The following is a 26620-nucleotide window of genomic DNA, read 5'->3' as shown; positions in this document are numbered from 1 at the left end:
GGCTACTTCTCCTGCTTCTCGTCGACGCCCGACTCGGCGCCGCTCATCTCGTCCTTCTCGCCGTCTTCGAGTGAACCGGCGAGTCCCTGCAGTGCCGCCCAACGGATGTCGACGGCGTCGTGGTGGTGGTCCGGGTCGTCCGCGAGCCTGGCTCCGCACTGGGAGCACAGGCCGGGGCAGTCGTCCTGGCACACCGGCTGCATCGGCAGTGCGAGCACCACCGCATCACGCAGCACGGGTTCGAGGTCGAACAGGCCGTCCTCGAGAAAGAGCCTGTCCTCGTTTTCTGCGGATTCCCCGGCGTCGTCGGCCGGTTCCGCCTTCACGCGGCCCCGGTCGTCGGCGTCAGGGTACGAGAACATCTCCTGGAAGTCCGCTTCGAGCTCCAGCCCGAGCGGCTCCAGACACCTTACGCACTCCCCCTCGGCCCGTGCACGGGCGGTGCCTGTGACAAGCACCCCTTCCATGACCGACTCGAGGCGGAGCTCGAGCTCCACCGGGGCGCCTTCCGGCACCCCGACGACCCCTTGGATACCGAGGTCCTTGGGTGCGTCGACCGTACGGGTCAGGCGCTGCAGCGCACCAGGACGCCGCCCCAGCTCGTGCGTGTCGAACACGAGGGGGTTCCGGTGGTCGAGGCGGGCGTTCAGGGCCATTCCTGCTTTCGGTCTTCGCGGCTCGGGGAGAATACGCCACCCCGGTGTCCCGGGCGGCGGTCGGTCGCGGACGCCTTCGGTGTCCTGGGCGTCCTGGGCGTCCTTGCGGAAAGCGTCGGCATGAGCAGACAGCGCAGACCACGTGAACGTACGCGCGACCGAAGAGACAGGATACTGGACCATTCGGCTCCGGCCCAAACCGGTGGGCACCCGCCGGACAGCGGCCGCGGTCGGCCCGGGCCCCGCCCGGCCGTCAGTGGCCGCCGCGGCCCTGCTCGTACTGGCGCAGCTGCTCCGCGCTGATCATGCTGGTGTCGAACAGGCTCGTCTCGTCGAGCGCGTATCCCTGCTGCCGGCCCTGGTGCCCCTGATCCCCCTGCGGGGTCTGCGGGGCCTGGTTCGGGTCGTACGCGGGCTGCTGCGGGTAGGCGGCGTACGGGTCGGCCTGCTGGTAGCCGTACGGGTCCTGCTGGCCGGCGTACTGCTGCTGGTAGCCGTAGGGGTCCTGCTGCTGGTACGCGTAGGCGTCCTGCTGGTGCTGGTGCTGGTCGTACTGCGGCTGGGCCGGGATCTCCGCGGCCGCCGGGGCCGGGGAGGGCTGCTGGGTCCGCGTGCGCTCGGGGGCGTCGGCGAGCGCGGCGAGGTCCGCCAGGTAGTCCGCGTCGCTGGTGTGCCGCTTCTGCGCGCCGTCGTCGTGCAGCGCGAGGGCGCCCAGGTCGTCGGTGGCGATGCGGCCGTGCAGCTTCTCGCGGCCCCTGCCGACGGCTTCCAGGGTCTTGGCGAGGACCGCCTCGAAGGCGCCGAGCTTGGCGTCGACGTAGGCGTCGGCGTCGCGGCGCAGGGTCTCCGGGTCGTGGCTGCGCTCGGGGGCGTCGTCGTCCTCGGGGGCCAGGTACCCGTCCCCGTCCGTGCCCGGGCCGGTGCCGAGGAGCTTCTCGCGGCCCCGGCCGACCGAGCCGAGGGTCTTGGTGAGGACGACCTCGAAGTTGGCGAGCTTGGAGTCGACGTAGTCGTCGGCCTCCGCGCGGATCTCCTCGGCCTCCTGGCGGGCCTCGGCGAGGATGCGGTCGGCCTCGGCCTGGGAGCGGCGGGCGACCTCGGTGTCGGAGATCAGGGAGCCGCGCTGGGCGTGCGCGCCCTCGATGATCCGCTCCGCCTCCTGGCGGGCCTGCTCGACCATCTGGTCGCGGTCGCCGATCAGCTCCCGGGCCTCCGCGAGGGACCCGGGAAGCGCCGCCCGAAGCTCTTCGAGCAGCGCGAGCAGGTCCGCGCGGTTGATCACGCACGAGGCCGACATGGGCATGGCCCGGGCGCCGGAGACCGTCGCGACGATCTCGTCGAGCTTCTTCTGCACGTCCACCGTGTGCTCGCCACTCTCTGCAGTGTGTTGGAGAAGGACGGGTCGACTGTACGGCCACTCGCGACCCGCCCGACACCGGATGGCGGGTCACCGGCGCTCAGTTCTCGCCGAGCCGCCGGTTCAGGGCCTCCAGCACCACCGGCGGCACCAGGTGGGAGACGTCGCCGCCCCAGGTGGCGACCTCCTTGACGAGGGAGGAGGACAGGAAGCTGTACGTCGGGTTGGTGGGGACGAAGAGGGTCTCCACCCCGGAGAGGCCGTTGTTCATCTGGGCCATCTGCAGTTCGTAGTCGAAGTCGCTGACCGCGCGCAGGCCCTTGACGATGGCCGGGATGTCGCGCTGCTTGCAGAAGTCGACGAGGAGGCCGTGGAAGGACTCGACCTGCACGTTCCCGTACTCGGCGGTGACCTGGCGGATCAGGTCGATCCGCTCGTCGATCCCGAACAGGCCCTTCTTGGATTTGTTGATCATCACCGCGACGTGGACGACGTCGTACAGCTTCGCGGCGCGGGCGATGATGTCGAGGTGTCCGTTGGTGATCGGGTCGAACGACCCGGGACAGACGGCGCGGCGCACTTGTGGTCCCTCGCTCTCCGGTCCGGTCATCGTGCGTCTTCGCACGTAGAGGCGGCGCGACCGTACCAAAGCGTTCCCTCGCCGTAGCGACGGGCACGTAGCGCCTCGAAGCCCTCCGGCCAGACGAACTCCCCGCCTCTGGTGCTGCGCTCCACGGTGACCAGGGCGTCCTCCGCGAGCCAGCCCCCGGTGCGGAGTGTGAGCAGAATCTCCCGGAGATCGCCGTCCGCGACCGCGTACGGCGGGTCGAGGAAGACGATGTCGTACGGCTCGGGCGGCGCCGGGGACTGGGCGATCTGCTCCGCCTTGCCCGCCCTGACCTCGGCGCCGGGCAGGGCGAGCGCGCTCACGTTCGCCCGGACCGTGCGGACGGCGCGGGCGTCGGCCTCGACGAGCAGGGCGTGGGACGCACCCCGGCTCAGCGCCTCCAGGCCGACGGCGCCGGAGCCCGCGTACAGGTCGAGCACGCGCTCCCCGTCGAGCGGGCCGCCGAGCAGGGACTCCCAGGTGGAGAAGAGGGCCTCGCGCGCGCGGTCGGAGGTGGGGCGGGTGCCGCCGCCCTGCGGGACGGCCAGTCGGCGTCCGCCGGCCAGGCCGGCGATCACGCGGGTCATCTTCTCGGTCCTCGTCCTTGTCCGTGGTCGGGTCGGTCGGTATCGGTCGATTCCGTGACCGGTCCAGTCTCGCAGCCGGTGCCGGGGGCGGGCGCCGGTGGCGGTGACGGGACCGGAGACGTCATCTCCGGGTCAGCCCTTGTCCAGGTACTGTTCGCGCTCCGCGTCCAGCAGGGCGTCCAGGGCCGTGCGCAGGCCGGGCAGGCGCGTGAGGTCCGGGTCGGCGGCGACCACGGCCGCGGCCTCCTCGCGGGCCTCGGTGATGATCTCCTCGTCCTCGATGACGGCGAGCATCCGCAGGGAGGTGCGGGCGCCGGACTGGGCCTGCCCGAGGACGTCGCCCTCCCGTCGCTGTTCGAGATCGATGCGGGAGAGTTCGAAGCCGTCCAGGGTGGACGCGACCGCGTTGAGGCGCTGACGGGCCGCGCTCGCCTCGGGCATCTCGGTGACCAGGAGGCAGAGGCCGGCGGCGGAACCGCGGCCGACCCGGCCGCGCAGCTGGTGGAGCTGGGAGACGCCGAACCGGTCGGCGTCCATGACGACCATCGCCGTGGCGTTCGGGACGTTGACGCCGACCTCGATGACGGTGGTCGCCACCAGGACGTCGGTCTCGCCGGCCGAGAAGCGGCGCATCACGGCGTCCTTGTCGTCGGGCTGCATGCGACCGTGCAGGACCTCGACCCTCAGCCCCTGGAGGGGGCCCTTGGCGAGCTGGTCGGCGACGTCGAGGACGGCGAGGGGCGGGCGCCGGTCCGCTCCGTCCGCGCCGTCGTCCGGCGCCTTCTTCTTTTTCGCGCCGTCCGCGCCGCCCTCCTCGTCACCGATGCGGGGGCAGACCACGTACGCCTGGTGTCCGTTCGCCACTTCCTCCCGCACCCGCTCCCACGCGCGCGCGAGGAAGTGCGGCTTGTCGGCCGCCGGGACGACGTGGCTGGCGATCGGCGAGCGGCCCGCGGGCAGCTGGTCGAGGACGGAGGTCTCCAGGTCGCCGAAGACGGTCATGGCGACCGTGCGCGGGATGGGCGTGGCCGTCATCACCAGCAGGTGCGGCGGCTGCTTGCCCTTGCCGCGCAGGGCGTCGCGCTGTTCCACGCCGAAGCGGTGCTGCTCGTCGACCACGACCAGGCCGAGGTCGTGGAACTGCACCTTGTCCTCGATCAGCGCGTGGGTGCCGATGACGATGCCGGCCTCGGCGGTGGCCAGGTCCAGCAGCGCCTGGCGGCGGGCGGCGGCGCCCATGGAGCCGGTGAGCAGGACGACCTTGGTGGCGTGCTCGCTCCCGCCGAGCATGCCTCCCTCGGCCAGGTCCCCCATCATCTCGGTGACCGACCGGTGGTGCTGCTGGGCGAGCACCTCGGTGGGCGCGAGCATGGCGGCCTGCCCGCCCGCGTCGACGACGGCGAGCATGGCGCGCAGGGCGACCATGGTTTTCCCGCTGCCCACCTCCCCTTGGAGCAGCCGGTGCATCGGGTGCTCGGTGGCCAGGTCGGCGAAGATCTCCTCGGACACCTTGCGCTGGCCGTCCGTGAGGGTGAACGGCAGCCTGGCGTCGAAGGCGGTGAGGAGGCCGTCCGGGGCGGGCCTGCGGGCCACGGCCGGGAGCTGGGCGTCGGCGTGGCGGCGGCGGGCCAGGGCGACCTGGAGGACGAATGCCTCGTCCCACTTCAGGCGGGTGCGGGCGTCCTCGACGTCCGCCTTGGTGTGGGGGCGGTGGATCTTCAGCAGGGCCTCGGGCAGCGAGACCACGCCGCGGCCCGCGCGGAGGGACTCCGGCAGGGGGTCGACCGCCTCCTGGGCGCTCGGCAGGACCGTCTGCACGGCCTTGGCGAGCTTCCAGGACTCCAGCTTGGCGGTGGCCGGGTAGATCGGGATCAGGGCGCCCGCCCAGGAGTCGGCCGTCTCGGCCGGGTCTTCCGTGTCGCCGCGCAGCAGCTCGTACGCCGGGTGGGCGAGCTGGAGGCGGCGGTTGAAGACGGACACCTTGCCGGCGAAGAGGGCGCGCGTGCCGGGGAGAAGCTCCTTGTGGGGCTTGTGCACGCCGTTGCCGAAGAAGACGAGCTGGAGACGGCCGCTGCCGTCCGTGATGGTGACTTCGAGGCGCTGTCCCTTGCCGCGCGGGGCCTTGGCGGAGGCGAACGTGTGCAGGCGGGCGTCGGCGACCTGGGCGACCACCGTGACGTGCTCGTCCATGGGCAGGTCGGCGAGGTGGGTGAGCCGGCCGCGCTCCTCGTACCTGCGGGGATAGTGGTGGAGCAGGTCGCCGACGGTGTGCAGGCCGAGATGCTCGGCCATCACCTTCGCGGTGGCGGGGCCGAGCACCTTCTTCAGTGGTTCTTCCAGTGCGGGCACGAGATCCATTGCACACCACGCCACTGACAATGCCGTAAAGGCTCCGGGAACCCGCTGGTCAGGCGGGTGGCTCGCGGCCTAGGATGGCGCCCTTACGGCCATCCCCCTTCCCGCGGTCACCGCCCCACCGGCCCGCCCGACCCCGCGCCGTCGACCGTCCCCCACCCGCGGCGCCGTGACGATGGATTCGCAGACCTCACAGTCATCCCAGGCACCACAGTCACCCCATACGTTCCAGGTCGACCTGCGCGGTCTGGTGGACCTGCTCTCCCATCACCTCTACTCCAGCCCCAAGGTCTACCTGCGCGAACTGCTGCAGAACGCCGTGGACGCGATCACCGCCCGGCGCGCGGAGCAGCCGGACGCCCCCGCCACCGTGCGGCTGTACGCCTCGGGCGGCGCCCTGCGGGTGGAGGACTCCGGCATCGGGCTCACCGAGGCGGACGTGCACAGCCTGCTCGCCACCATCGGCCGCAGCTCCAAGCGCGCGGAGGGGCTGGAGTCGGCGCGCTCGGAGTTCCTGGGGCAGTTCGGCATCGGGCTGCTGGCGTGTTTCGTGGTCGCCGGGCGGATCCGGGTCGTCAGCCGCAGCGCCCGTACGCCGGACGCACCACCCGTGGAGTGGACGGCGAGCGACGACGGCTCGTACACCGTGCGGACCCTGGGTCAGGACGCCCGTACGGAACCGGGTACGACCGTGTACCTGACGGCGCGGCCCGGCGCGGCCGACTGGCTCGGCCACGAGCGGGTCCTCGCCCTGGCGCGGGACTTCGGCGCGCTGCTGCCGTACGACGTCCGCGTGGGCGACGAGGCGGTCACCGGTGTGCCGGCGCCCTGGGACCGCGGTCGTCTCACGCCCGCCGCCCGGCGGGTGGCTCTCGCCCGGCACTGCCAGGAACTGTTCGGCTTCGCCCCGCTGGACTCGATCGAGCTGGACGTGCCCCTCGCGGGCGTGCGCGGCGTGGCGTACGTGCTGCCGTCCGCGGTGAGCCCCGCCCAGCGCGCGGGCCACCGGGTGCACCTGAAGGGCATGCTGCTCACCGAGCGGGCCGAACAGCTGCTGCCGGACTGGGCCTTCTTCGTGCGCTGCGTGCTCGACACGGACAGCCTGCGGCCCACCGCCTCGCGCGAGTCGCTGTACGAGGACGAGACCCTCGCGGCGGTGCGGGAGGCCCTCGGCGAGAGGATCCGCTCCTGGCTGACCGGGCTCGCGGCGGGCGACCCGGAGCGTCTCGCGGCCTTCCTGTCGGTGCACCACCTGGGCGTGAAGTCGCTGGCCCGGCACGACGCGGAGATGCTGCGCACGATGCTGCCGTGGCTGCCGTTCGAGACGACCGACGGGCGGCTGTCCCTGGAGGAGTTCGCGCAGCGGCACCCGGTGGTGCACTTCACCCGGACCGTGGAGGAGTACCGGCAGGTCGCGCCCATCGCGTCCGCGCAGGGCGTCGGCGTGGTCAACGGCGGCTACACCTACGACAGCGAACTGGTCGAGGCGCTGCCGGCCGTGCGTCCGGGCACGGTGGTCGCCGAGCTGGACGCCGACACGGTGACCGCCCACCTGGACCTCGTGGACCCGGCGGAGGAGCTGGCCCTCGCGGGTTTCCTGTCCGCCGCGCGGGCCGCCCTCGACCCACTGGGCTGCGATGTCGTGCTGCGGGCGTTCCACCCGCTGTCGGTGCCCGCGCTGCACCTGGACGACCGGGCGGCCCGGCACGAGCAGGCACGCGCCGAGGCCGAGGAACAGGCCGACGACCTGTGGGCGGGCATCCTCGGCTCGCTCCGGGGCAGCGCCCCGCGCGCGCGGCTGGTGCTCAACCACCTCAACCCGCTGATCCGCAAGGTGGGCTCCCTGAAGGACCCGGAGCTGATCGGCACCGCGACCGAGTCCCTGTACGGGCAGGCCCTGCTGATGGCGCAGCGCCCCCTGCGGCCCGCGGACTCGGCGCTCCTGAACCGCGCGTTCATCGGCCTGCTGGAATGGGCCACCCACACCGAGTCCGGGGAGGACGGCCGCCGATGAGCGGATTCAGCGGCACCGGCGCGACCGGCGGCACCGACGGCATCACCGACATCTCCGACATCACCGATCTGCGCCGGGCGATGGCGGAGAACTACGACCAGCCGGAGGGCCCCGCCCGCAACGCGCGCGCGGAGCACCTGCTGGTCCGGGCCGAGAGGCTGGGCGTCCCGCTCGCCGTGATCGAGGCACTCGGGCACCAGCTGAAGGTCTACAACTACAGCTCCGAGAAGGACAAGATGTTCGTCCCCTTCGCGCGCCTGCTGCGCATGTGGGACGAGCGCCCCGAGGACTTCGACGAGTACGAGACGCACTCCCTGCACTGGGTCTTCAAGTGGATGTCGGCGGGCATGCTGAACCAGCCGCACATCCCGCTCGCCTCGATCGAGAAGTGGCTCGGTGAGATGGAGCGCCGCTACCGGCTCGCCGGGCACTCCGAACGGGCGGTGCGCAGCGCCGAGTTCAGCGTGGCCGCGCACGTCGGCGACCTCGACCGGGCCGGGGCTGCGTACACCGCGTGGCTGGCGGCCGACCGGGACGCCATGGCCGACTGCCACGCCTGTGAGCTGCACGGGCAGGGCTGGTGGCAGGCGCGGTGCGGCGACGACGCCGAGGCGCTCCGGCTGTGGGCGCCGGTGCTCCAGGGGGAGTACACGTGCGCCCACGAACCGCACACGGTCCTGGCCTCCTCCCTGCTGCCGCTGCTGCGCCTGGGCCGGCTGGACGAGGCCCGCGCCCACCATCTGCGCGGCTTCCGGCTCGTGCGGGCCATGGAGAGCATGCGCAGCGCCTACGCGGACCACCTGGAGTTCTGCGCGCTGTCCGGCAACGAGGCGCGCGGGCTGGAACTGCTCGCCGAGCGTCCCGCGTACTTCACGGACGACGGGGACCCCCGCAGCAAGCTGGACTTCATGGCCGTGGTGGCCCTGCTGACGGGCCGCCTGGTGGAACTCGGGCTGGACGGGCAGCGGGTGCCCGGGCCCGCCGGCCGCACCTGGACGGCCGGGGAACTGGCCGCCCACGCGCGCGGGGAGGCCCGGAAGCTGGCCGCGCGCTTCGACGAGCGCAACGGCACGCCGTACGTCGGTGAGCGCACCGAGGAGCGCATGGCCCGGCGGCCGCTGGTGGACCGGCTGCCGCTCGGGGTGCGCTCGCCCGGGCGGCTGCCGGTTCCGGCGCCGAGACCGCCGGCTTCCGTCGAGTCCACGACGACACCGGGCACCGCATCGGACACCGCGCCGGACTCCTCCCCCGGCCTGCCCGCGCTGCTCACCGAGGCCCGGCGGCTCACGGAGGCGCTGCACCCGGACGCCGTGGAGGCGTGGGCGGCGGTGGCGCGGGCCGCCGAGGCCGAGGGCGCGGAACTCGACGCGTACGACCGGGCGGAGATCGCCGACCACGAGGCGATGGGCCGCGGTCCGGAGGGACTGCCCCTGTTCGCGCGCGCGGCCGGGCTGTACGAGGAGGCCGGCGACCTCGGGGAGGCGCTGGCGGCACGTGCGCGCGGGGCGTCCGTCCTGGCCTTCACGGGCCGGACCGACGCTGCCCTGGAGGCGATCGCGGAACCGTACGAGCGGGTCCTCGCGCTGTTCGCCGAGGACGGCACCGGGGTACGGCAGACCGCGTCCGTGCTGATGGGCCGGGCACGGATCGCGATGCACCTTCTTGACGCCGAAGCCGGCACCGACGCCGGGGAGGGCCCCGGCGAGGACGCCGTCGCCGCCGCCGAGAGCGCCGTACGGGAGGTGCTGGCCCTCGCCGAGCCGCACGTCGCGGACGTACGGCTGGCCTCGCGGGTCGCCGAGGCGTGGGGCATGCTCGGGGAGCTGGCCGCGCGCGCGGGGGACCTCGCCGGCGCGGCGGAGCTGATCGCCCGGGCCGCGGAGACCTACGTGACGGCGGGGCTGCCCTGGTTCGCGGTGGAGCAGGAGGCGCGGCTGACCAGGGCCGCGCGGCACCTCGGGGACCTGGAGAACGCCGAGCGGGCGGCGCGGGCGGCGCTGGAGCACGGCGGACCGTATCTGCAGCCGGCGGGCCACGCGCAGCTCCACCTCCAGCTGGCCGAGGTGCTCGGCGAGGGCGGACGGTTCGGGCCCGCGGCGGACCACGCCCTGGAGGCCGCGCACTGGGCCGACGAGGCGGGCGAGGCGGCGATGGGCGCGTGGGCGCGGCACCAGCTCGGCGGCTTCCTGCTGCGGCAGGGCCGGTGGGCCGAGGCCGCGGAGGTGCTGGAGTCGGCGCTGCCCGACCTGACGGCCGAGCGGCACGGCGACGGCACGGTCGTACAGACGCAGTGGTGGCTCGGCGAGTGCCTCACCGAGCTCGGGGAGCACCGCCAGGCCGCCGAACGGTGGCTGCGGGCCGCCGAGATCGCCCGGCACTGGCCCGAACAGCGCGACCACGCCATGCTCGCCCATCTCGCCGCGGAGGCCCTCGAGCACGCGGAGCTGCCCGCCGAGGCCGAGCGCGCGTACACGCGCGCGGGCGACCTCTGGCGTGGGCTCGGCAACGTCTTCGGGTTCGTGCGCGCCTTGCGCGCGCGGGCGTGGATCGCGGCACGGGGCGAGGAGGGGTCCGGCCGGGCACGGGAGCTGATGGAGGAGGCGGTGCGGGAGTGCGAGGCCGTACTGCGGGCCGTGGACGATCCGGAGGCGGACGCACGGCGGCAGGCGGTCGCGGAGCTCGGTCAGTCGCACTACCAGTTCGGCGACCTGGTCGCCCGCTCGGTGACCGGCGAGGCCGGCAGCGCCGGGGCCCGGCGGGCGTTCGAGGAGGCCCTCGCGCACATGACGCGGGCGGCCGACGCGTACGCCTCGCTCGGTGACGCCGCCCTCGACGCGCGCGCCGACGCCGAACTCGCGGCCGTCCGGCTGGAGGCCGAGCTGGGCCGGTCCGCCGGGGCGTCGGCACGCGCGCGCGGGGTGCTGTCGCTGTGCGCGGGCCGCGACGACCCCGCCGCCGGGGCCCGGCGGGCGGAGGCCGAGCGGCTGCTGGAACTGCTGGAGGCGCAGGCCGAGGCGTGACCGGCTGCCTGCGGGTGGCCGTCCGCCCGGACGGACTCCCGCAGGCGGGCGGCCCGCTACTCGACCCCGATCAGCAGCAGCGCCCCCTGCCGGCCGCCCCGGTACACCACGGTGTCCACGGCGAGGTACGACTGCCGCACCCGGGCCCGGAGGTGGTCCGCGACGCCGTGCGGGGCCTCGTCGCCGAGGACCAGGGTGACCATCTCGCCGCCGGCGGCGAGCATCCGGTCGAGAACCGTTTCGGCGGTGGCCGTCACGTCGGAGCCGATGAGGGCCACGTCACCGTCGATCAGGCCGAGGACGTCACCGGCCTGGCAGATGCCGGCCGAGGTCCAGGACTGGCGTTCGGCGACGACGACCTCCGCGTGGCGGGTGGCTCCCGCGGCGGACGTCATGGCGACGACGTCCTCGTCGAAGCGGCGGTCCGGCTCGTGCACGGCGAGCGCGGCGATGCCCTGGACCGCCGAGCGGGTCGGGATCAGCGCGACGCGCACGCCCTCCGCGCGGGCCTGCTCCGCGGCGGCGGCCGCCGTGTGCCGCAGCTCCGCGTCGTTCGGCAGCAGCACCACTTCGCGCGCGTGGGCACGCCGTACGGCCTCCACGAGCTCGCCGCTGGCGGGCGGCTCCCCGGGGCGGACGCGCACCGTCGTGGCCCCGGCCTCCTGGTACAGCCCGGCCAGTCCCTCGCCCGGCACGACGGCCACGACCGCCCGCGCGGCCCGCTCCCGGGTCGGACGCGTGCTCTTCGTCACATGCGCGTCCCCGGCCGCGAAGTGCGTGATCCTGATGCGGTGGGGCCGTCCGGCCTCCAGGCCGGCCTCCACGGCGGCGCCCGCGTCGTCGACGTGCACATGGACGTTCCACAGCCCGTCCCCGCCGACCACGACCAGGGAGTCGCCCAGCGCGTCGAGCCGTCCCCGCAGCCGGGTCACGGCCGCGTCGTCCGCGTCCAGCAGGTAGATCACCTCGTAGGCGGGGCCGCCCGCCTCGCAGCCGCCGTCACCGCACCCGCCGTCCTCGCGCGTCTCCGGCATCTCCGGCTGCCGTCCCGCAACGGTCGTCCCCACGCGCGCGTGCCCGTCCACCGACCCCGGTCCGAGCCCTCCCGGCCCCGGCACCTCCCCCGTGAACGTCTGCACCAGCGCCGCCAGCACCGTCACCAGTCCGCGTCCGCCCGCGTCGACGACTCCCGCCTGCCCCAGGGCGGCGAGCTGCGCCGGGGTCGCCGCGAGCGCCACCCGCGCCCCCTCGTGGGCGGCCCGTGCGACCGCCTCGCAGCCGCCACCGGCCCCGGTCACCGCGTCCGCCGCGTCCGCCGCCGCGTCCGCCACCGTGAGCACCGTGCCCTCCACCGGGTGGGCGACCGCCTCGCGCGCGGAGTCGGCCGCGTGCCGCAGGGCCGTCCGCAGGCCGTGCCCGTCGGTGTGAGCGTTGTCACCGTCGGCCGCCAGCACCTGCGCCATGCCGCGCAGCAGCTGCGCCAGGATCGTCCCGGAGTTCCCCCGGGCCCCGATGAGCGCGCCGTGCGCCATGGCCCGTATCACCTCGGCGAGCGTGGGCACCGCCGCACGGCCGTCCACCGCCTCGTGCCCGGCGAACACCGCCTCGACCGCCGTGACCGCCGACTCCACGGTCAGGTACAGGTTCGTCCCGGTGTCCCCGTCGGCCACCGGGTAGACGTTGATCGCGTCGATCTCCTCCCGGGCCCGCCCGAGCGCCTCCAGCGCGAGCCCGCACCAGGTGCGCACCGCGAGAGCATCGAGGAATGTCTGCGGCACCTGCGGCACCTGCGCCTCCTTGAGCTGCTGGACTGGACGCAGCGTAGACCCCTGTCAGGTGTCCGCCGGAAGAGGGCCGAAACAGTGCCACGGGCGGGGTTCGCCCGCACCGTGGTAGTTTCGTTGTACGGGAGCAGCCGTTGTATGCTGCTCCGGTTGCCCGATCCCATCGGGCCATCTCCCTGGCAGCGCCACTCAGATCCTCAGATCTCGATCCCGGCATGCCGGGATCCACCGTAAGTGCATCTGAAGTCTTTGGAGTGACCCGTGGCTGCCAACTGCGACGTCTGCGGCAAGGGGCCGGGCTTCGGCAACAACATCTCGCACTCGCACCGCCGTACGTCCCGTCGCTGGAACCCGAACATCCAGCGTGTGCGTACCGTGGTCGGCGGGACGCCGAAGCGCGTGAACGCCTGCACCTCGTGCATCAAGGCCGGCAAGGTCTCGCGCTGACGCTCAGCGCGCGGCCACAGCCGGTTACGCTGCACGGAGCCGGTCCACCCGAGGGTGGACCGGCTTTTTGGTGTCCCCGGACACCCGGCCGGAGAGTCAGAGGACCGGCCGGCAGGGCAGACGCCCGTCCCGCGGGACGGGCGCCAGGCGCCTAGGACGCCGCGGTCCGCCGTCCTCCGGGCGGTTCCCCGAGCCGCCAGCCGTGGTCCACCGGCCCGATCCCGCCCCCCAGGGCGAAACCGGCCGCCACGGCCCCCGTCACGTACTCCTTGGCCGCGGTCACGGCCTCCGGCACGCTGTGCCCCTTCGCCAGTCCGCAGGCTATGGCCGAGGCCAGCGTGCAGCCCGTGCCGTGGGTGTGCCGGTTGTCGTGGCGCGGCGCGCGCAGCCAGTGCTCCTCGGAGCCGTCGGTCAGCAGGTCAACGGCGTCGCCCGGCAGGTGACCGCCCTTGATCAGCACCCAGCGCGGGCCGAACTCCAGCACGGCCGCCGCCGCCCGCCGCAGGCCGTCCTCCGACGTGACCCGGACGCCCGTGAGCTGGGCGACCTCGTCGAGGTTCGGAGTGGCCACCGTCGCGGTCGGCAGCAGCTCGGTCCGTACGGAGTCCAGCGCGGACGCCGCCAGCAGGGCGTCGCCGTGCTTGGAGACGCCCACCGGGTCGACGACCACCGGCGCGTCCGTGCCGGCCAGCAGCCCGGCCACCGTCCCGACCAGCTCGGCGGAGGCGAGCATGCCGGTCTTGACGGCCTGTACCCCGATGTCGTCCACGACGCTGCGGTACTGGGCCCGGACCGCCTCCACGGGCAGTTCCCAGGCGCCCTGCACGCCGAGCGAGTTCTGTGCCGTGACGGCCGTGAGCACGCTCATCCCGTGGGTGCCGAACGCGAGCATCGTCTTCAGGTCCGCCTGGATGCCCGCCCCGCCGCCCGAGTCGGACCCGGCGACCGTCAGGACCCGTGGCGGCGCGGTCGTGTCGTCCGTGGTCATCCCCCGATCCTCCCAGACCGTCCCGGCCGGACGGCCGGGGCCCCGACGGCCACGGGGACGCTCACGACTCGATGTCCGTGAAGTGGTCCCAGCCGCCCTGGTGCGTCCAGGGCGCCCCGTCCACGGTCACCTGGGGCAGCGCCGAGGGGCCCAGCACCTCGCCGATCACCTTCCAGCGCGCCGGCAGCTTCACGTCCGGCGGGAACGTCGCCACGATCGCGTGGTCCTCGCCGCCGGTCAGCACCCACTGGATGGGGTCGACGCCGACAGCCTGCCCGATGTCGTGCATCTGGGAGGGGATGTCGATCGCGCCCGAGCGGACGTCGATGCGCACCTTGCTGGCTTCGGCGATGTGTCCCAGATCGGCGATGAGCCCGTCGCTGACGTCGCACATGGCGGTGGCGCCGAGCCCGGCCGCGGCGGGCCCCGCGTGGTACGGCGGCTCGGGGCGCCGGTGCGCCTCCACGAACGCCCGCGGCGAGCGGAACCCGCGGGACAGCACCGTGTACCCGGCGGCGGACCAGCCGAGCCAGCCGGTGACCGCCACCACGTCGCCCGGCTGGGCGCCGGATCTGGTCACCGGCTCGTGGCCGCGCAGATCGCCGAGCGCGGTGATCGACACCATGATCGTGTCGCCGCGCACCACGTCGCCGCCGACCACGGCCGCCCCGGCGACCTGGCACTCGTCGCGCAGCCCGTCCATCAGCTCGGTCGGCCAGGTGACCGGGAGCTCGGCGGGGACGACCAGACCGAGCAGCAGCGCGGTCGGCACGGCGCCCATGGCGGCGATGTCCGCGAGGTTCTGCGCGGCCGCCTTGCGCCCCACGTCGTAGGCCGTGGACCAGTCGCGGCGGAAGTGCCGTCCCTCCAGCAGGATGTCGGTGCTCGCCACGACCCTGCGGTCGGGCGCGGCCACCACGGCGGCGTCGTCGCCGGGGCCGACCCGGACCGCCGGGGTGGTGGTGAGCCGCGCGGTGAGCTGCCTGATGAGCCCGAACTCGCCCAGCTCCCCCACGGTGCCCTTCATCGTCGTACGTCCCCTTCTCTGGCCGCCCGCTCCCCGTCGCGGGTCCTCGTGGTCCTCGGTGCCGTCGTGGTCGAGCCGGCCGTCACCGTCTTCTCGTCGGGCGTGCGCCCCTGTGCGTACGCCACGGCCTCCCGGGTCTCCCCCGGGCGAGCGGCCACGCGATACCGTGGCGTCCCTTTCCCCCACATGATCCTCGTGGCCGCCCTGGAGGTTCCGTGGTACAGGCGTACATCCTGATCCAGACCGAGGTAGGCAAGGCGTCGACCGTAGCCGACACGATCAGCAAGATGCCCGGGATCCTCCAGGCCGAGGACGTGACGGGTCCCTACGACGTGATCGTGCGCGCGCAGGCCGACACGGTCGACGAGCTCGGCCGCATGGTGGTCGCGAAGGTCCAGCAAGTGGACGGCATCACCCGCACCCTGACCTGCCCGGTCGTGCACCTCTAGCCCCCGTCTACGCTTGGCCGGTGAACTACTTCCGTCACCGGTACACCGGCCTGCCCGCCCTGGCGCTGCTGGTCGCCGCAGCGGGCTGCTCCTCGGCGGACGCCGGAGCCCGGGTCGCGGTTCCCAGTCCGGGCGCGAAGGCCGCCGGGCTGTGCCAGGACCTGGACGAGGCGCTGCCGGGGAAGCTGGACGGCCTCTCCCGTGAGGATCCGGAGCCCCGGTCCGCGCTGACGGCGGCCTGGGGAGGCTCGGCGATCATACTGCGCTGTGGCGTGGAACAGCCGCCGAAGATGACCGACCCGAAGGTGGCCACCGGCGGGGACCCGGACGCGGTGGCCGGCGGGGTGAACGGCGTCGACTGGCTGATGGAGCGCGCGGACGGGGACGGCGCGTACCGGTTCACCACAGCGAACCGGCTCGCGTACGTCGAGGTCACCGTGGCGGCGGGCCGTGACAGCTCGGCCGTGCTCATCGACCTGGCCGGGGCGGTCAGGAAGGCGGTCCCCGAGGGGATCGCCGACTGACGCGCCTGCCTGCCGTTACCGCAGGCCCGTCCGCCTCCGCAGCGCCGCCTGGAGCAGGCGGTCCACCAGCTCCGGGTACGTGACGCCGCTCGCCTGCCACATCTGCGGGTACATGGAGATCGGGGTGAACCCGGGCATCGTGTTGATCTCGTTGATCACGAACCCGCCGTCCTCGGCGAGGAAGAAGTCCGCGCGGACGAGCCCCTCGCAGGAGGCGGCCTCGAAGGCGTCGACCGCGAGCCGCTGCACCTCGGCGGTCTCCTCCCCGGTCAGCGGGGCGGGGACCAGGCCGGGGGTCGAGTCGATGTACTTGGCGTCGAAGTCGTAGTACGCGTGCGCGTCCGGCGGCGGGATCTCCGCGGGCACGCTCGCGCGCGGGCCGTCCTCGAACTCCAGCACCCCGCACTCGATCTCCCGGCCGCGCACCGCCGCCTCGACGAGGATCTTCGGGTCGTGGCGCCGGGCCTCCTCGACCGCCTCGTCCAGGCCCGAGAGGTCGTCGACCTTGGTGATGCCGATCGAGGACCCCGCGCGCGCGGGCTTCACGAACAGCGGCCAGCCGTGCTCGCCGGCGAAGTCGACGATCCTCTTCCGGGCGGCGGACCGGTCGCGCTCCCACTCACGGGGCCGGATCACCAGGTACGGGCCGACCCGCAGCCCGAACGAGGTGAACACGCGCTTCATGTACTCCTTGTCCTGGCCGACGGCCGAGGCGAGGACGCCCGAACCGACGTACGGGACACCGGAGAGCTCCAGCAGGCCCTGGAGGGTGCCGTCCTCGCCGTACGGGCCGTGCAGCACGGGGAAGACGACGTCGACCTCGCCGAGCGCCTTGGGGACCGAGCCGGGCTCGCTGTAGACGACCTCGCGGCTGGCCGGGTCGACGGGGAGGACCACCCCGCCCCCGTCCGACTCGGTGAGCTCCTCGACCTTCGGCAGGCGCCGGTCGACGATCGCCATCCGTTCCGGCTCGTCGGCCGTGAGCGCCCAGCGGCCCTCCTGGGTGATGCCGATCGGCAGGACGTCGTACTTCTCCCGGTCGATGGCGGCGAGGACGGCGCCCGCGGTGACCACGGAGATGACGTGTTCGGAGCTGCGGCCGCCGAAGACGACAGCCACGCGCGGCTTGCGGGGCTGCTCCGGAGGGCTCTGGGGGAGGTTCTCGGTGCTCATATCGCGTTGAGGGTACCCGGTGGTAAGGAGCGAGTCAGCGCCCCATCCGGCCGGTCGCCGGTCCCGCCCCGGACCGGCCGTCAGTGCCGTTCCGGCTTGGCGCTGCGCGACATCAGTTCCTTCAGCGCGACGACGGGCGGCTTGCCCTCGTGGACGATCTCGACGACGGTCTCCGTGATGGGCATGTCGACACCGTACCTGCGGGCCAAGTCCCGTACGGACTCGCACGACTTGACACCCTCGGCGGTCTGCCTGGTGACCGCGATGGTCTCCTCCAGGGTCATGCCCCTGCCGAGGTTGGTGCCGAAGGTGTGGTTGCGCGAGAGCGGCGAGGAGCAGGTGGCCACCAGGTCGCCGAGGCCCGCGAGCCCGGAGAACGTCAGCGGGTCGGCGCCCATCGCGACGCCGAGCCGGGTGGTCTCGGCGAGCCCCCGCGTGATGAGCGAACCCTTGGCGTTGTCGCCGAGGCCCATGCCGTCCGCGATGCCGACGGCGAGGCCGATGACGTTCTTGACGGCACCGCCGAGCTCGCAGCCGACCACGTCGGTGTTGGTGTAGGGGCGGAAGTACGCCGTGTGGCAGGCGGCCTGGAGCCGCTGGGCGACCGCCTCGTCGGCGCAGGCCACGACCGCGGCGGCGGGCATGCGGGAGGCGATCTCACGGGCCAGGTTGGGCCCGGTGACGACGGCGACACGGTCCTGGCCGACCTTGGCGACGTCCTCGATCACCTCGCTCATCCGCATGGCGGAGCCCAGCTCGACGCCCTTCATCAGCGAGACCAGCACGGTGTCCGGGGCGAGCAGCGGCATCCACTCGGCGAGGTTGCCGCGCAGGGTCTGCGAGGGGACGGCGAGGACCGTGATGTCGGCGTCCGCGGCGGCCTCCGCGGGGTCCGTGGTGGCCCGCACGGTGCGCGGGAGCTCGACGCCGGGCAGGTAGTCGGGGTTGGTCCGGGTGGAGTTGACCGCCTCGACGAGTCCGGCCCGCCGCGCCCACAGGGTGACGTCGCACCCCGCGTCGGCGAGCACCATGGCGAAGGCCGTGCCCCACGAACCGGTGCCGAAGACGGCCGCCTTGACCGGCTTGCTCACGTGCTCTGCCCCTCTTCCCGTGTCTGCGGTCCCCTGGCCTGCTCCGCCTGCCCGGTGACGGTCCGTGCGCCGCGGCTCCGGCCGCCGCGCCCCGCCTCGGCGGTCCGGCGCCGCTGCTCGATGCGGACCTGCTTCGGGTCGTACGGCGTCGCGGGCGCCTTCTCGCCCCGGATGGTCTCCAGCTGCGCGGTGACGGCGGCCATGATCACCTCCGTCGCCTCCTTCAGCAGGTCCGGGGTCATCTCCTTGTCGTAGAAGCGCTCGAGGTCCACCGGCGGGCCCGCGAGCACGTGGTGGGTCTTGCGCGGCAGGAGGTCCGGCTTCTTGGCGTACGGCGGAAGCAGCAGGTTGGCGCCCCACTGGGCCACCGGGATCACCGGGCACCGGGTCTGCAGGGCGACGCGCGCGGCGCCCGTCTTGCCGGTCATCGGCCACCCGTCGGGGTCGCGGGTGAGGGTGCCCTCGGGATAGAAGGCCACGCACTCCCCGCGCTCCACGGCGTCGATCGCGGCCCGGAAGGCGCTCAGCGCGTCGGTGCTCTCGCGGTAGACGGGAATCTGTCCGGTGCCGCGCATCGCGGCACCCACGAATCCCTTCTTGAACAGCCCGCTCTTCGCCAGAAATCGTGGAACGCGCCCGGTGTTGTACTGGAAATGCGCGTACGCCACCGGGTCCACGTGCGAATTGTGGTTCACCACGGTGATGAATCCGCCGTCGGCCGGAATGTTCTCCATTCCGCGCCAGTCCCGCTTGAGCAGCACCACCAGCGGCGGTTTGCAGATGACCGCTGCGAAGCGATACCAGAAGCCGATTCTGCGGCGGGGCACGCGGACACCTTCCTCTAGAAACCTGGGGCCGGCGCCCCCGGAGCCGCACAAGTGTGGCCCCGGGTCGACGGTCTGTCGAGGACACCGTACGCCCCGGTGGGCAAACCGCCAGGGTGCCCAGGTCACGTCGTGGCGGGGCGGCCGGGTCACAATGGCCGCGACAAGGAGGGACGGAACGCTCGTGCGGTGGACCCTGGTCGTGCCCCTGAAACCCCTGGCGCGGGCCAAGAGCAGGCTGTCGGCGACGGCCGGTGACGGGCTGCGCCCGGGCCTGGCCCTGGCCTTCGCCCAGGACACGGTGGCGGCCGTGCTCGCCTGTGCGGCGGTGCGGGATGTGGCGGTCGTCACGGACGACGCGCTGGCGGGCCGGGAGCTGTCCCGGCTCGGCGCGCGGATCGTCCCGGACGCACCGCGCGCGGGTCTGAACGCCGCGCTGGCGCATGCCGCGGGGGTGGTGCGGACCGCACGGCCGACGAGCGCGGTGGCGGCCCTGAACGCCGACCTGCCCGCGTTGCGTCCCGATGAATTGGCGCGGGTTCTCGAGACGGCCGCGGAATTCCCGCGCGCTTTTCTCCCGGACGCGGCGGACATCGGCACGACTTTGCTGGCGGCGGCTCCCGGCGTGGAACTGCGTCCGGTGTTCGGCACGGATTCCCGGGCGCGCCACCGGAACTCGGGCGCCGTGGAACTGACGCTCGACGCGGTGGACTCCGTACGCCGGGACGTGGACACCGGCGAGGACCTGCGGGCGGCGCTGGCGCTGGGCGTGGGGCCGCGCACGGCGGCGGTGGCCGCGCGGCTGCTGATACCGGAACAGTAGGCTGCGGCCATGCAGGCGACCGCGTACACGTACGACCCCGTGACCCGCAGCGGACAGGTACTGCTCGACGACGGCACCCCGGTGCCCTTCGACGCACCGGCGTTCGACGCGGGCGGCCTGCGGCTGCTGCGGCCCGGTCAGCGGGTGCGCATCGAGACGACGGGCGCCGGAGACTCCCGCAGGATCGTCCTGATCACGCTGCAGACGTTCTGATCCCGCCGCGGACCTCCTGACCGGCGCGGACCTCCTGACCGGCGCGGACGCCGTGCGGCCCGGGCGCCGCGGGCGGCGCCGGACACGCCGCGGGCCGGGCTCCCGAGGAGTCCGGCCCGGCGCGTGAGCACCCCGAGTTCCTTGATCACCTGCTGCGGGCGGCGGTCTTCTTGGCGGTGGTCTTGCGGGCCGTCGTCTTCTTGGCGGGAGCCTTCTTCGCGGTGGCCTTCTTCGCCGGGGCCTTCTTCGCGGCGGTCGCCGTCGTGGTCGCCTTCTTGGCCGGCGCCGCCTTCTTGGCCGTGGTCTTCTTCGCGGCGGCCGCCGTCGTCGTCTTCTTCGCGGGTGCCGTCTTCTTCGCGGCCGTGGTCTTCTTCGCAGCGGTCGGCGTCGCCGTCTTCTTGGCCGGCGCCGCCTTCTTCGCCGCGGTGGCGGTCGTGGTCTTCTTGGCGGTGGTCTTCTTGGTCGCGGCCTTCTTGACCGTCGCGGAGGCACCGCCGCTCAGGCTGCCCTTGGGCGCCTTCTTGACCGACACCTCACCGCCCTTGGGGAGCTTCTTCGTACCGCCCACCAGGTCCTTGAATCCCTGACCCGCGCGGAAACGGGGCACCGAGGTCTTCTTGACCCGAACACGTTCACCGGTCTGCGGGTTGCGCGCGTACCGGGCGGGACGGTCGACCTTTTCGAACGAACCGAAACCGGTGACCGAGACCCGCTGCCCGGCGACGACCGCGCGGACGATGGCGTCCAATACGGCGTCCACCGCGTCGGCGGCCTGCTGGCGCCCGCCGAGCTTGTCCGCAATCGCTTCTACGAGCTGCGCCTTGTTCACGTCTTCCCCTTCGGAGACATCGCCAGAACGAATGTGTTCAAGCTTTTTCGCACGTTAGGCAGATATATACCGCAAATCAAACACGAAACGGGCTAATCACCCTTGTGCCGCAACGGACTCGAACCGTCACGGAGTTCCCCGGCGGCCCTCCCGGGGGAATCGCCCCTCGTCCAGGTCCGCCATGAAGCTCTCCAGACGCCTTGCCGCACCGGCGAGATCGTGCTTGGCCGCGGCCGTAATGACCAGCAGCTTCCGGGTCAGCGCCATACGTACGCCCTCCGGGACTTGCGATGCGCGCACTCGCGAGTGCGCTTCCTTGAGTCGGTCCGCGACCGCCGTATAGAGCTCGAGTTGGCCGTCGTGTTCCATGCACAGATTGTGCCATCTGGGGCGAGTTGTCGCCTGCGCAGGGGGCAACTGCCGTCTCCCAAGGGTCGCTCCAGCACCTCGGTGCACAGTGGCACCAGGTGTCGAATACCCCGGCAATGACCCGTGTAACCAGCGCAGTTGACGGGTCCGCCGACCGCCTCCGCACCGCTTCCGGGGGCAGACACGGCTGTACCCCCAACCGTCCACGATTGGGGGTACAGAGGGGTCCGGCGGTGGCCGGAAATCATCCCTGCGCCGCGGCCTTCGGGTATGTCCCGCCGGCTGCGGCGCCGGGCCGTGTCCGGGCCTCGTTCAGACCGGGAGCGTCCTCGGCTTGTAGGAGGGCCGCTTGGCCTCGTAGGCGACGATGTCGTCCTCGTTCCGCAGGGTGATCGAGATGTCGTCGAGCCCGTTCAGCAGCCGCCAGCGGGAGTTCTCGTCGAGCTCGAAGGAGGCGGTGACGCCCTCGGCGCGCACCTCGCGGCTCTCCAGGTCGACGGTCACCTCGGCCTCGGGGTCGGCCTCGACGAGCTCCCACAGGGCGTCCACCGTCTGCTGCTCCAGAACGACCGTGAGCAGGCCGTTCTTGAGCGAGTTGCCCCGGAAGATGTCCGCGAACCGGGAGGAGATGACGGCCTTGAAGCCGTAGTTCTGCAGCGCCCAGACGGCGTGCTCACGGGAGGAGCCGGTGCCGAAGTCGGGTCCGGCGACGAGCACCGTGGCGCCCTGCCGCTCGGGCCGGTTGAGCACGAACTCGGGGTCCTTGCGCCAGGCCTCGAACAGTCCGTCCTCGAAGCCGTCCCTGGTCACCTTCTTGAGCCAGTGGGCGGGGATGATCTGGTCGGTGTCGACGTTGCTGCGGCGCAGCGGGACGGCCCGGCCGGTGTGCGTGGTGAATGCTTCCATGACTGATCAGACTCCAGCGGGCGCAGGGGTGTCGGCGTCGGCGAGGTCGGCCGGGGAGGCCAGATGGCCCAGTACGGCGGTGGCGGCGGCGACCTGCGGGGAGACCAGGTGGGTACGGCCGCCCTTGCCCTGCCGCCCCTCGAAGTTGCGGTTGGAGGTGGACGCGGAGCGCTCACCGGGGGCGAGCTGGTCGGGGTTCATGCCCAGGCACATGGAGCAGCCCGCGTGCCGCCATTCGGCCCCGGCCTCCTTGAAGACCACGTCCAGGCCCTCCTCGACCGCCTGCAGACCGACCCGCGCGGAGCCGGGGACGACCAGCATCCGTACCCCGTCGGCGACTTTGCGGCTCTTCAGGACCGAGGCCGCGGCGCGCAGGTCCTCGATGCGGCCGTTGGTGCACGAGCCCACGAAGACGGTGTCCACGCCGATGGACCGGAGCGGCTGCCCGGCCTCCAGGCCCATGTACTTCAGCGCGTTCTCGGCGGCCAGGCGCTCCGAGGCGTCCTCGTACGAGGCGGGGTCGGGGACCGACGCCGAAAGGGGCGCGCCCTGACCGGGGTTGGTGCCCCAGGTGACGAACGGCGACAGCTCGGCCGCGTCGATGACGACCTCGGCGTCGAAGACCGCGTCCTCGTCCGTGCGCAGGGTCTTCCAGTACGCGACCGCCGCGTCCCAGTCGGCGCCCTCGGGCGCGTGCGGGCGGTCCTTGAGGTAGGCGAAGGTGGTCTCGTCCGGGGCGATCATGCCCGCGCGGGCGCCGGCCTCGATGGACATGTTGCAGATGGTCATGCGGGCCTCCATCGAGAGCTTCTCGATGGCCGGGCCGCGGTACTCCAGGATGTAGCCCTGGCCGCCGCCGGTGCCGATCCGCGCGATGATCGCCAGGATCAGGTCCTTGGCGGTCACCCCCTCGGGCAGCTCGCCGTCCACGGTGATGGCCATGGTCTTCGGGCGGGCCATCGGCAGCGTCTGGGTGGCCAGCACGTGCTCGACCTGCGAGGTGCCGATGCCGAATGCCAGCGCGCCGAACGCGCCGTGCGTGGAGGTGTGGGAGTCGCCGCAGACCACCGTCGTGCCGGGCTGGGTCAGGCCCAGCTGGGGGCCGACCACGTGCACGACGCCCTGCTCGACGTCACCGAGCGGGTGCAGACGCACCCCGAACTCGGCGCAGTTCCTGCGCAGCGTCTCCAGCTGGGCACGGGAGACCGGGTCGGCGATGGGCTTGTCGATGTCGAGGGTCGGGGTGTTGTGGTCCTCGGTGGCGATGGTGAGGTCGAGCCGGCGCACCTTCCTGCCGCTCTTGCGCAGTCCGTCGAAGGCCTGGGGGCTGGTCACCTCGTGCAGGAGGTGCAGATCGATGAAGAGGAGGTCGGGCTCGCCCTCGGCGCGCCGGACGACATGGTCGTCCCAGACCTTCTCCGCGAGTGTCCTACCCATCGCTTTCCCTCCGGCCGGCCTGTCCGCGCCGGCCCAACTAGAGATCGGGGGTGGCGGCGCCCGTGTCTCCCGCGGAAGGGCCCGACCCGGTACGCGGTCCGGCCGTCCGTCTGACGGGTGTGTGCCGCCGGGCCCGTCCGGTTCGCGGGCCGCTGTGGCTCTCCAGGGTGGCGTGTTCCACCGAAAATTGAACTTGCGTTTCACAGAGTGAGACGCGAGTATCGTTGCATGGACAACAGTAGCGGCGTCGGCGTTCTGGACAAGGCAGCCCTTGTCCTGAGCGCTCTGGAGTCCGGTCCGGCCACCCTCGCGGGCCTGGTCGGCGCCACCGGACTGGCACGACCCACGGCCCACCGGCTGGCCGTGGCACTGGAGCACCACCGCATGGTGGCGCGCGACATGCAGGGCCGTTTCATCCTCGGCCCGCGGCTGGCCGAGCTGGCCGCGGCGGCGGGTGAGGACCGGCTGCTCGCCACGGCGGGCCCGGTGCTGACCCACCTCCGCGACGTGACCGGCGAGAGCGCGCAGCTCTACCGCCGCCAGGGCGACATGCGCATCTGCGTCGCCGCGGCGGAGCGGCTCTCGGGTCTGCGGGACACGGTCCCGGTCGGCTCGACGCTGACGATGAAGGCGGGCTCCTCCGCGCAGATCCTGATGGCCTGGGAGGAGCCCGAGCGGCTGCACCGCGGCCTCCAGGGCGCCCGCTTCACGGCCACGGCCCTGTCGGGCGTACGGCGCCGGGGCTGGGCCCAGTCCATCGGCGAGCGCGAGCCGGGCGTCGCCTCGGTGTCCGCGCCGGTGCGCGGACCGTCCAACCGCGTGGTGGCCGCCGTCTCGGTCTCCGGCCCCATCGAGCGCCTGACCCGCCACCCCGGCCGGATGCACGCCCAGGCGGTCATCGACGCCGCGGCCCGCCTCTCGGAGGCCCTGCGCCGCACCGGCTGACACCGACCGGATGCCACGTCACCCGCGTCCCCCGGGGACGGGCCCGCCTCAACGCCGCGGCGGCTCCTCCCCCGGCGGCGCTCACATCCTCCTCAGCCGGTCGGCCGCGCGGTCACCGCGGTGCCCCACCGGTACGACGCCGGTGGCCGCGCCCAGGCCGGACGCGGGCATGTTCACGTACACCGACTCGTAGGCGCCGGCCGGTACGACGTACGTCTCATGCCAGAACCCGACCCGGCCCCTTCCCGCGCGCAGCCGCCGGTTGAAGGCGGCCCAGGCCGGACGGTGCTCGCCGTCCCGCGCGCTCGCGTACGCGAGGAGCTTCTCGTGCGAGTCCCAGTACTGCACCAGGTACACCTCGCGCGGGCCGCCCACCAGGAACCTGTGCCCGAGCAGTCCGCTGCCCCCGTCCCGCACGAGCTCCCTGATCATCGGCCCCATGGCCTTCGCCACCGGCCACCAACTGCGCACGGCGGTGTAGCTGTTGACGCGCATCCCGATGAGGAAGACCACCACCTGGTCCTCGCTCGCGGCGGTCATGCGCCCTTCGATCGGCTTGTCCCTCATAGAGCCCCCACGCGCGGCCTCGTCGTCGGATCACCGGACAGTTCCAGTGTTCCCACCGGGGCGGCGGGGGTGAGGGCGCCGACGCAGGTGGGCCGAATCCCGACGCACGGGGCTGGGGAGACGACCGGGAACGCAGCGAAGGACCCTCCCGAGGGAGGGTCCTTCGCTTCTGCTGTACCCCCGACCGGATTCGAACCGGCGCTACCGCCTTGAGAGGGCGGCGTGCTAGGCCGCTACACAACGGGGGCGTGGATCTTACGTTTCCGCAGATCCGAGCTGGTCTACCTGGACTCGAACCAAGACTAACTGAACCAGAATCAGTCGTGCTGCCAATTACACCATAGACCAATGTGGTTTAGACCAGTCAGTACCCCCGACCGGATTCGAACCGGCGCTACCGCCTTGAGAGGGCGGCGTGCTAGGCCGCTACACAACGGGGGCCCTAGCGATCCTGCATCGAGGACAGCGGGAGCTACCCTGACTGCCTTCGCGGGAAGGATCTGTACCCCCGACCGGATTCGAACCGGCGCTACCGCCTTGAGAGGGCGGCGTGCTAGGCCGCTACACAACGGGGGCTTGCGGATGTGATCCGCGGGAGCAGATGCTATGCGTGATGCGAAGCATCTGCGAGCTGGCCTACCTGGACTCGAACCAAGACTAACTGAACCAGAATCAGTCGTGCTGCCAATTACACCATAGGCCACTGGAACGCAAGCCCCTGAGGGGATCATGTTCTAGTTTTGCGCTTCCGGTTCCCCGGCCTCTCGGCCCGCTCCCCGGCGGCGCAGAAAGAACATTACCCGAAGGTGGACGGGGCTCCAAAACGAGTATCCGCGCCAAGGATCGCCGGGAGTTCGGCCAGCGACGTGATCCGGCGCGGGCCGACGGGCGGATCGACCGCCGCGTACGGGCCCGTGCGGTCGATCCACACCGACAGCAGCCCGGCCCCGGCGGCCCCGCGGCCGTCGATCTCCGGGTGGTCGCCCACGTACGCGACCTGGTGCGGCGGCAGGTCCAGCGCCTCGCAGGCGGTGTGGAAGGCCCGGGCGTCCGGCTTGGAGAAACCGATGTCCGCGGCGCACAGCACGGCCTCGAAGCGGTCGCGGAGGCCGAGGACGCGCAGCTTGCGGTCCTGGACGAGGAGGCTGCTGTTGGAGAGCACGGCGTGCCGGTGGCTGCCGGCGAGGGCCTCCAGGACGGGCAGGACGTCCGGGAAGACCGCCCAGGCGCCCTCGTAGTGCCCGATGTACCGCTGGAACCAGGCGTCGGCCTCCGCGTCGGTCAGCGCCGGCTCGCCGAGGAAAACCCGCACCCGGTCGCGCCGCTGCCCCTCGAAGGTCGTCTCCCGCGCGGCGAACCGCGCCCACTGCTCGTCGGTGACCCGCCGCCAGCGCGCGAGGGCCTCCTCGACGGTGCCGTAGCCGTCGAGCAGGCCCTCGGCGGCCAGGTGCCCGCGCATTCCGGCCCGGTCGGCCGTCGTGTAGTCGAAGAGGGTGTCGTCGACGTCCCAGAGCACGGCCCGTATGTCCATGATCCGACGGTAACGCGGGGGGCGGGTGCCTGTCCGGTGATCACCCGCGGACATGCGTGAGGGGCGGCGGCCGGTGCGGCCGCCGCCCCTCACGCGC

At 72.8% G+C, this 26620-nt stretch carries 26 protein-coding genes and 5 tRNA genes; 8 read left to right on the top strand and 23 right to left on the bottom strand.

Annotated elements, in window-relative coordinates:
- Window positions 1-2: 2 nt before the first annotated feature.
- The 5 genes from IEZ04_RS22570 to recG form a co-directional block, all read right to left on the bottom strand.
- Entirely contained in the window at window positions 3-656 is a 654-nt protein-coding gene (locus tag IEZ04_RS22570) for a YceD family protein (RefSeq protein WP_189218772.1), read from the bottom strand.
- Window positions 657-909: 253 nt separating this feature from the next.
- Complete coding sequence (locus tag IEZ04_RS22565; protein ID WP_189218771.1) at window positions 910-2016, bottom strand: F0F1 ATP synthase subunit B; 1107 nt, start codon at window positions 2014-2016, stop codon at window positions 910-912.
- 97 nt (window positions 2017-2113) lie between these two features.
- Complete coding sequence (gene coaD / locus IEZ04_RS22560) at window positions 2114-2593, bottom strand: pantetheine-phosphate adenylyltransferase (protein ID WP_189218849.1); 480 nt, start codon at window positions 2591-2593, stop codon at window positions 2114-2116.
- A gap of 26 nt (window positions 2594-2619) precedes the next feature.
- Complete coding sequence (gene rsmD, locus IEZ04_RS22555; protein ID WP_189218770.1) at window positions 2620-3207, bottom strand: 16S rRNA (guanine(966)-N(2))-methyltransferase RsmD; 588 nt, start codon at window positions 3205-3207, stop codon at window positions 2620-2622.
- A gap of 132 nt (window positions 3208-3339) precedes the next feature.
- Entirely contained in the window at window positions 3340-5565 is a 2226-nt protein-coding gene (recG, locus tag IEZ04_RS22550; protein ID WP_189218769.1) for an ATP-dependent DNA helicase RecG, read from the bottom strand.
- A gap of 172 nt (window positions 5566-5737) precedes the next feature.
- On the opposite strand from recG, the gene IEZ04_RS22545 reads away from it, so the two are divergent.
- Together IEZ04_RS22545 and IEZ04_RS22540 are read left to right on the top strand one after the other, a co-directional pair.
- Window positions 5738-7576: an HSP90 family protein gene (locus IEZ04_RS22545; protein ID WP_189218847.1), complete on the top strand. Its 1839-nt coding sequence runs from the start codon at window positions 5738-5740 to the stop codon at window positions 7574-7576.
- Window positions 7573-10596: a tetratricopeptide repeat protein gene (locus IEZ04_RS22540; RefSeq protein WP_373296343.1), complete on the top strand. Its 3024-nt coding sequence runs from the start codon at window positions 7573-7575 to the stop codon at window positions 10594-10596. Before IEZ04_RS22545 ends, IEZ04_RS22540 begins: the two co-directional genes overlap by 4 nt.
- A gap of 56 nt (window positions 10597-10652) precedes the next feature.
- Here IEZ04_RS22540 and fakA read toward each other — a convergent pair whose 3' ends face one another.
- Window positions 10653-12383, bottom strand: coding sequence for a DAK2 domain-containing protein (fakA, locus tag IEZ04_RS22535; RefSeq protein ID WP_189218768.1), 1731 nt, complete (start codon window positions 12381-12383; stop codon window positions 10653-10655).
- A 258-nt stretch (window positions 12384-12641) separates the two neighbouring features.
- On the opposite strand from fakA, the gene rpmB reads away from it, so the two are divergent.
- The gene (gene rpmB / locus IEZ04_RS22530; RefSeq protein WP_003993230.1) at window positions 12642-12827 is read left to right on the top strand and encodes a 50S ribosomal protein L28; all 186 of its coding nucleotides are present in this window, start codon (window positions 12642-12644) and stop codon (window positions 12825-12827) included.
- Window positions 12828-12978: 151 nt separating this feature from the next.
- On the opposite strand, the gene thiD is transcribed toward rpmB, so the two are convergent.
- The 3 genes from thiD to IEZ04_RS35020 form a co-directional block, all read right to left on the bottom strand.
- The gene (gene thiD, locus IEZ04_RS22525) at window positions 12979-13815 is read right to left on the bottom strand and encodes a bifunctional hydroxymethylpyrimidine kinase/phosphomethylpyrimidine kinase (RefSeq protein WP_189218767.1); all 837 of its coding nucleotides are present in this window, start codon (window positions 13813-13815) and stop codon (window positions 12979-12981) included.
- Window positions 13816-13876: 61 nt separating this feature from the next.
- A complete protein-coding gene (locus IEZ04_RS22520) occupies window positions 13877-14842 on the bottom strand; it encodes a thiamine-phosphate kinase (protein WP_189218766.1) in 966 nt (321 codons plus the stop codon).
- Complete coding sequence (locus IEZ04_RS35020; protein WP_229821190.1) at window positions 14839-15000, bottom strand: hypothetical protein; 162 nt, start codon at window positions 14998-15000, stop codon at window positions 14839-14841. Before IEZ04_RS35020 ends, IEZ04_RS22520 begins: the two co-directional genes overlap by 4 nt.
- A gap of 57 nt (window positions 15001-15057) precedes the next feature.
- Here IEZ04_RS35020 and IEZ04_RS22515 point away from each other — a divergent pair, with 57 nt between their 5' ends.
- The gene (locus tag IEZ04_RS22515; RefSeq protein ID WP_189218765.1) at window positions 15058-15291 is read left to right on the top strand and encodes an Lrp/AsnC family transcriptional regulator; all 234 of its coding nucleotides are present in this window, start codon (window positions 15058-15060) and stop codon (window positions 15289-15291) included.
- Window positions 15292-15311: 20 nt separating this feature from the next.
- Complete coding sequence (locus IEZ04_RS22510; RefSeq protein ID WP_189218764.1) at window positions 15312-15815, top strand: DUF3515 domain-containing protein; 504 nt, start codon at window positions 15312-15314, stop codon at window positions 15813-15815.
- A 15-nt stretch (window positions 15816-15830) separates the two neighbouring features.
- On the opposite strand, the gene IEZ04_RS22505 is transcribed toward IEZ04_RS22510, so the two are convergent.
- From IEZ04_RS22505 to IEZ04_RS22495, 3 genes are all read right to left on the bottom strand, one after another.
- Window positions 15831-16988: a D-alanine--D-alanine ligase family protein gene (locus IEZ04_RS22505; protein WP_189218763.1), complete on the bottom strand. Its 1158-nt coding sequence runs from the start codon at window positions 16986-16988 to the stop codon at window positions 15831-15833.
- Window positions 16989-17068: 80 nt separating this feature from the next.
- Complete coding sequence (locus IEZ04_RS22500) at window positions 17069-18079, bottom strand: NAD(P)H-dependent glycerol-3-phosphate dehydrogenase (RefSeq protein WP_189218762.1); 1011 nt, start codon at window positions 18077-18079, stop codon at window positions 17069-17071.
- Window positions 18076-18906, bottom strand: a complete 831-nt coding sequence (locus IEZ04_RS22495; protein WP_189218761.1) for a lysophospholipid acyltransferase family protein — start codon at window positions 18904-18906, stop codon at window positions 18076-18078. The genes IEZ04_RS22500 and IEZ04_RS22495 overlap by 4 nt, the downstream gene beginning before the upstream one ends.
- A 181-nt stretch (window positions 18907-19087) precedes the next feature.
- Between IEZ04_RS22495 and cofC the strand changes: the two genes are divergently transcribed.
- Entirely contained in the window at window positions 19088-19726 is a 639-nt protein-coding gene (cofC, locus tag IEZ04_RS22490) for a 2-phospho-L-lactate guanylyltransferase (RefSeq protein WP_189218760.1), read from the top strand.
- A 9-nt stretch (window positions 19727-19735) separates the two neighbouring features.
- Window positions 19736-19939: a hypothetical protein gene (locus IEZ04_RS22485; protein ID WP_189218759.1), complete on the top strand. Its 204-nt coding sequence runs from the start codon at window positions 19736-19738 to the stop codon at window positions 19937-19939.
- A 145-nt stretch (window positions 19940-20084) separates the two neighbouring features.
- On the opposite strand, the gene IEZ04_RS22480 is transcribed toward IEZ04_RS22485, so the two are convergent.
- The 4 genes from IEZ04_RS22480 to leuC form a co-directional block, all read right to left on the bottom strand.
- On the bottom strand, window positions 20085-20768 hold the full coding sequence (locus IEZ04_RS22480) for an HU family DNA-binding protein (RefSeq protein ID WP_189218758.1): 684 nt from the start codon (window positions 20766-20768) through the stop codon (window positions 20085-20087).
- 126 nt (window positions 20769-20894) lie between these two features.
- Entirely contained in the window at window positions 20895-21137 is a 243-nt protein-coding gene (locus IEZ04_RS22475; RefSeq protein ID WP_189218757.1) for an SCO5555 family protein, read from the bottom strand.
- Window positions 21138-21449: 312 nt separating this feature from the next.
- Window positions 21450-22043 (bottom strand): 3-isopropylmalate dehydratase small subunit, encoded by a 594-nt coding sequence (leuD, locus tag IEZ04_RS22470; RefSeq protein WP_189218756.1) that lies wholly within the window; start codon window positions 22041-22043, stop codon window positions 21450-21452.
- 6 nt (window positions 22044-22049) lie between these two features.
- A complete protein-coding gene (gene leuC, locus IEZ04_RS22465; RefSeq protein ID WP_189218755.1) occupies window positions 22050-23480 on the bottom strand; it encodes a 3-isopropylmalate dehydratase large subunit in 1431 nt (476 codons plus the stop codon).
- A 228-nt stretch (window positions 23481-23708) separates the two neighbouring features.
- Between leuC and ndgR the strand changes: the two genes are divergently transcribed.
- On the top strand, window positions 23709-24425 hold the full coding sequence (gene ndgR, locus IEZ04_RS22460; protein ID WP_030577649.1) for an IclR family transcriptional regulator NdgR: 717 nt from the start codon (window positions 23709-23711) through the stop codon (window positions 24423-24425).
- A gap of 81 nt (window positions 24426-24506) precedes the next feature.
- On the opposite strand, the gene IEZ04_RS22455 is transcribed toward ndgR, so the two are convergent.
- The 7 genes from IEZ04_RS22455 to IEZ04_RS22425 all read right to left on the bottom strand — a co-directional run bounded on the left by IEZ04_RS22455 (window position 24507) and on the right by IEZ04_RS22425 (window position 26523).
- Window positions 24507-24992 carry a DUF4188 domain-containing protein gene (locus IEZ04_RS22455; RefSeq protein ID WP_189218754.1) on the bottom strand — a complete coding sequence of 162 codons (486 nt, stop codon included), beginning with the start codon at window positions 24990-24992 and terminating at the stop codon, window positions 24507-24509.
- Window positions 24993-25167: 175 nt separating this feature from the next.
- Window positions 25168-25240: transfer RNA gene (locus tag IEZ04_RS22450), tRNA-Glu, on the bottom strand.
- Between the two features lie 28 nt (window positions 25241-25268).
- A tRNA-Gln gene (locus IEZ04_RS22445) sits at window positions 25269-25340 on the bottom strand.
- A 20-nt stretch (window positions 25341-25360) separates the two neighbouring features.
- A tRNA-Glu gene (locus tag IEZ04_RS22440) sits at window positions 25361-25433 on the bottom strand.
- A gap of 62 nt (window positions 25434-25495) precedes the next feature.
- Window positions 25496-25568, bottom strand: a tRNA-Glu gene (locus IEZ04_RS22435).
- 55 nt (window positions 25569-25623) lie between these two features.
- A tRNA-Gln gene (locus IEZ04_RS22430) sits at window positions 25624-25695 on the bottom strand.
- Window positions 25696-25788: 93 nt separating this feature from the next.
- Window positions 25789-26523, bottom strand: coding sequence for an HAD family hydrolase (locus IEZ04_RS22425; RefSeq protein ID WP_189218753.1), 735 nt, complete (start codon window positions 26521-26523; stop codon window positions 25789-25791).
- Window positions 26524-26620 lie beyond the last annotated feature (97 nt).

It is taken from the genome of Streptomyces ruber (assembly GCF_014648075.1).
Classification (GTDB): Bacteria; Actinomycetota; Actinomycetes; order Streptomycetales; family Streptomycetaceae; genus Streptomyces; species Streptomyces ruber.
This window is presented reverse-complemented; position numbering and strand designations above follow the sequence as displayed.

Excerpts from the sequence above, each read along its gene's own strand:
- thiD (WP_189218767.1), bottom strand. The coding sequence starts at position 13,815 with ATGACCACGGACGACACGACCGCGCCGCCACGGGTCCTGACGGTCGCC.
- IEZ04_RS22475 (WP_189218757.1), bottom strand. The coding sequence starts at position 21,137 with ATGGAACACGACGGCCAACTCGAGCTCTATACGGCGGTCGCGGACCGA.
- IEZ04_RS22485 (WP_189218759.1), top strand. The coding sequence starts at position 19,736 with ATGCAGGCGACCGCGTACACGTACGACCCCGTGACCCGCAGCGGACAG.
- IEZ04_RS22505 (WP_189218763.1), bottom strand. The coding sequence starts at position 16,988 with ATGAGCACCGAGAACCTCCCCCAGAGCCCTCCGGAGCAGCCCCGCAAG.
- leuD (WP_189218756.1), bottom strand. The coding sequence starts at position 22,043 with ATGGAAGCATTCACCACGCACACCGGCCGGGCCGTCCCGCTGCGCCGC.
- rsmD (WP_189218770.1), bottom strand. The coding sequence starts at position 3,207 with ATGACCCGCGTGATCGCCGGCCTGGCCGGCGGACGCCGACTGGCCGTC.
- IEZ04_RS22540 (WP_373296343.1), top strand. The coding sequence starts at position 7,573 with ATGAGCGGATTCAGCGGCACCGGCGCGACCGGCGGCACCGACGGCATC.
- IEZ04_RS22520 (WP_189218766.1), bottom strand. The coding sequence starts at position 14,842 with ATGAAGGGCACCGTGGGGGAGCTGGGCGAGTTCGGGCTCATCAGGCAG.
- IEZ04_RS22455 (WP_189218754.1), bottom strand. The coding sequence starts at position 24,992 with ATGAGGGACAAGCCGATCGAAGGGCGCATGACCGCCGCGAGCGAGGAC.
- recG (WP_189218769.1), bottom strand. The coding sequence starts at position 5,565 with ATGGATCTCGTGCCCGCACTGGAAGAACCACTGAAGAAGGTGCTCGGC.
- IEZ04_RS22425 (WP_189218753.1), bottom strand. The coding sequence starts at position 26,523 with ATGGACATACGGGCCGTGCTCTGGGACGTCGACGACACCCTCTTCGAC.
- IEZ04_RS22570 (WP_189218772.1), bottom strand. The coding sequence starts at position 656 with ATGGCCCTGAACGCCCGCCTCGACCACCGGAACCCCCTCGTGTTCGAC.
- ndgR (WP_030577649.1), top strand. The coding sequence starts at position 23,709 with ATGGACAACAGTAGCGGCGTCGGCGTTCTGGACAAGGCAGCCCTTGTC.
- leuC (WP_189218755.1), bottom strand. The coding sequence starts at position 23,480 with ATGGGTAGGACACTCGCGGAGAAGGTCTGGGACGACCATGTCGTCCGG.
- IEZ04_RS22545 (WP_189218847.1), top strand. The coding sequence starts at position 5,738 with ATGGATTCGCAGACCTCACAGTCATCCCAGGCACCACAGTCACCCCAT.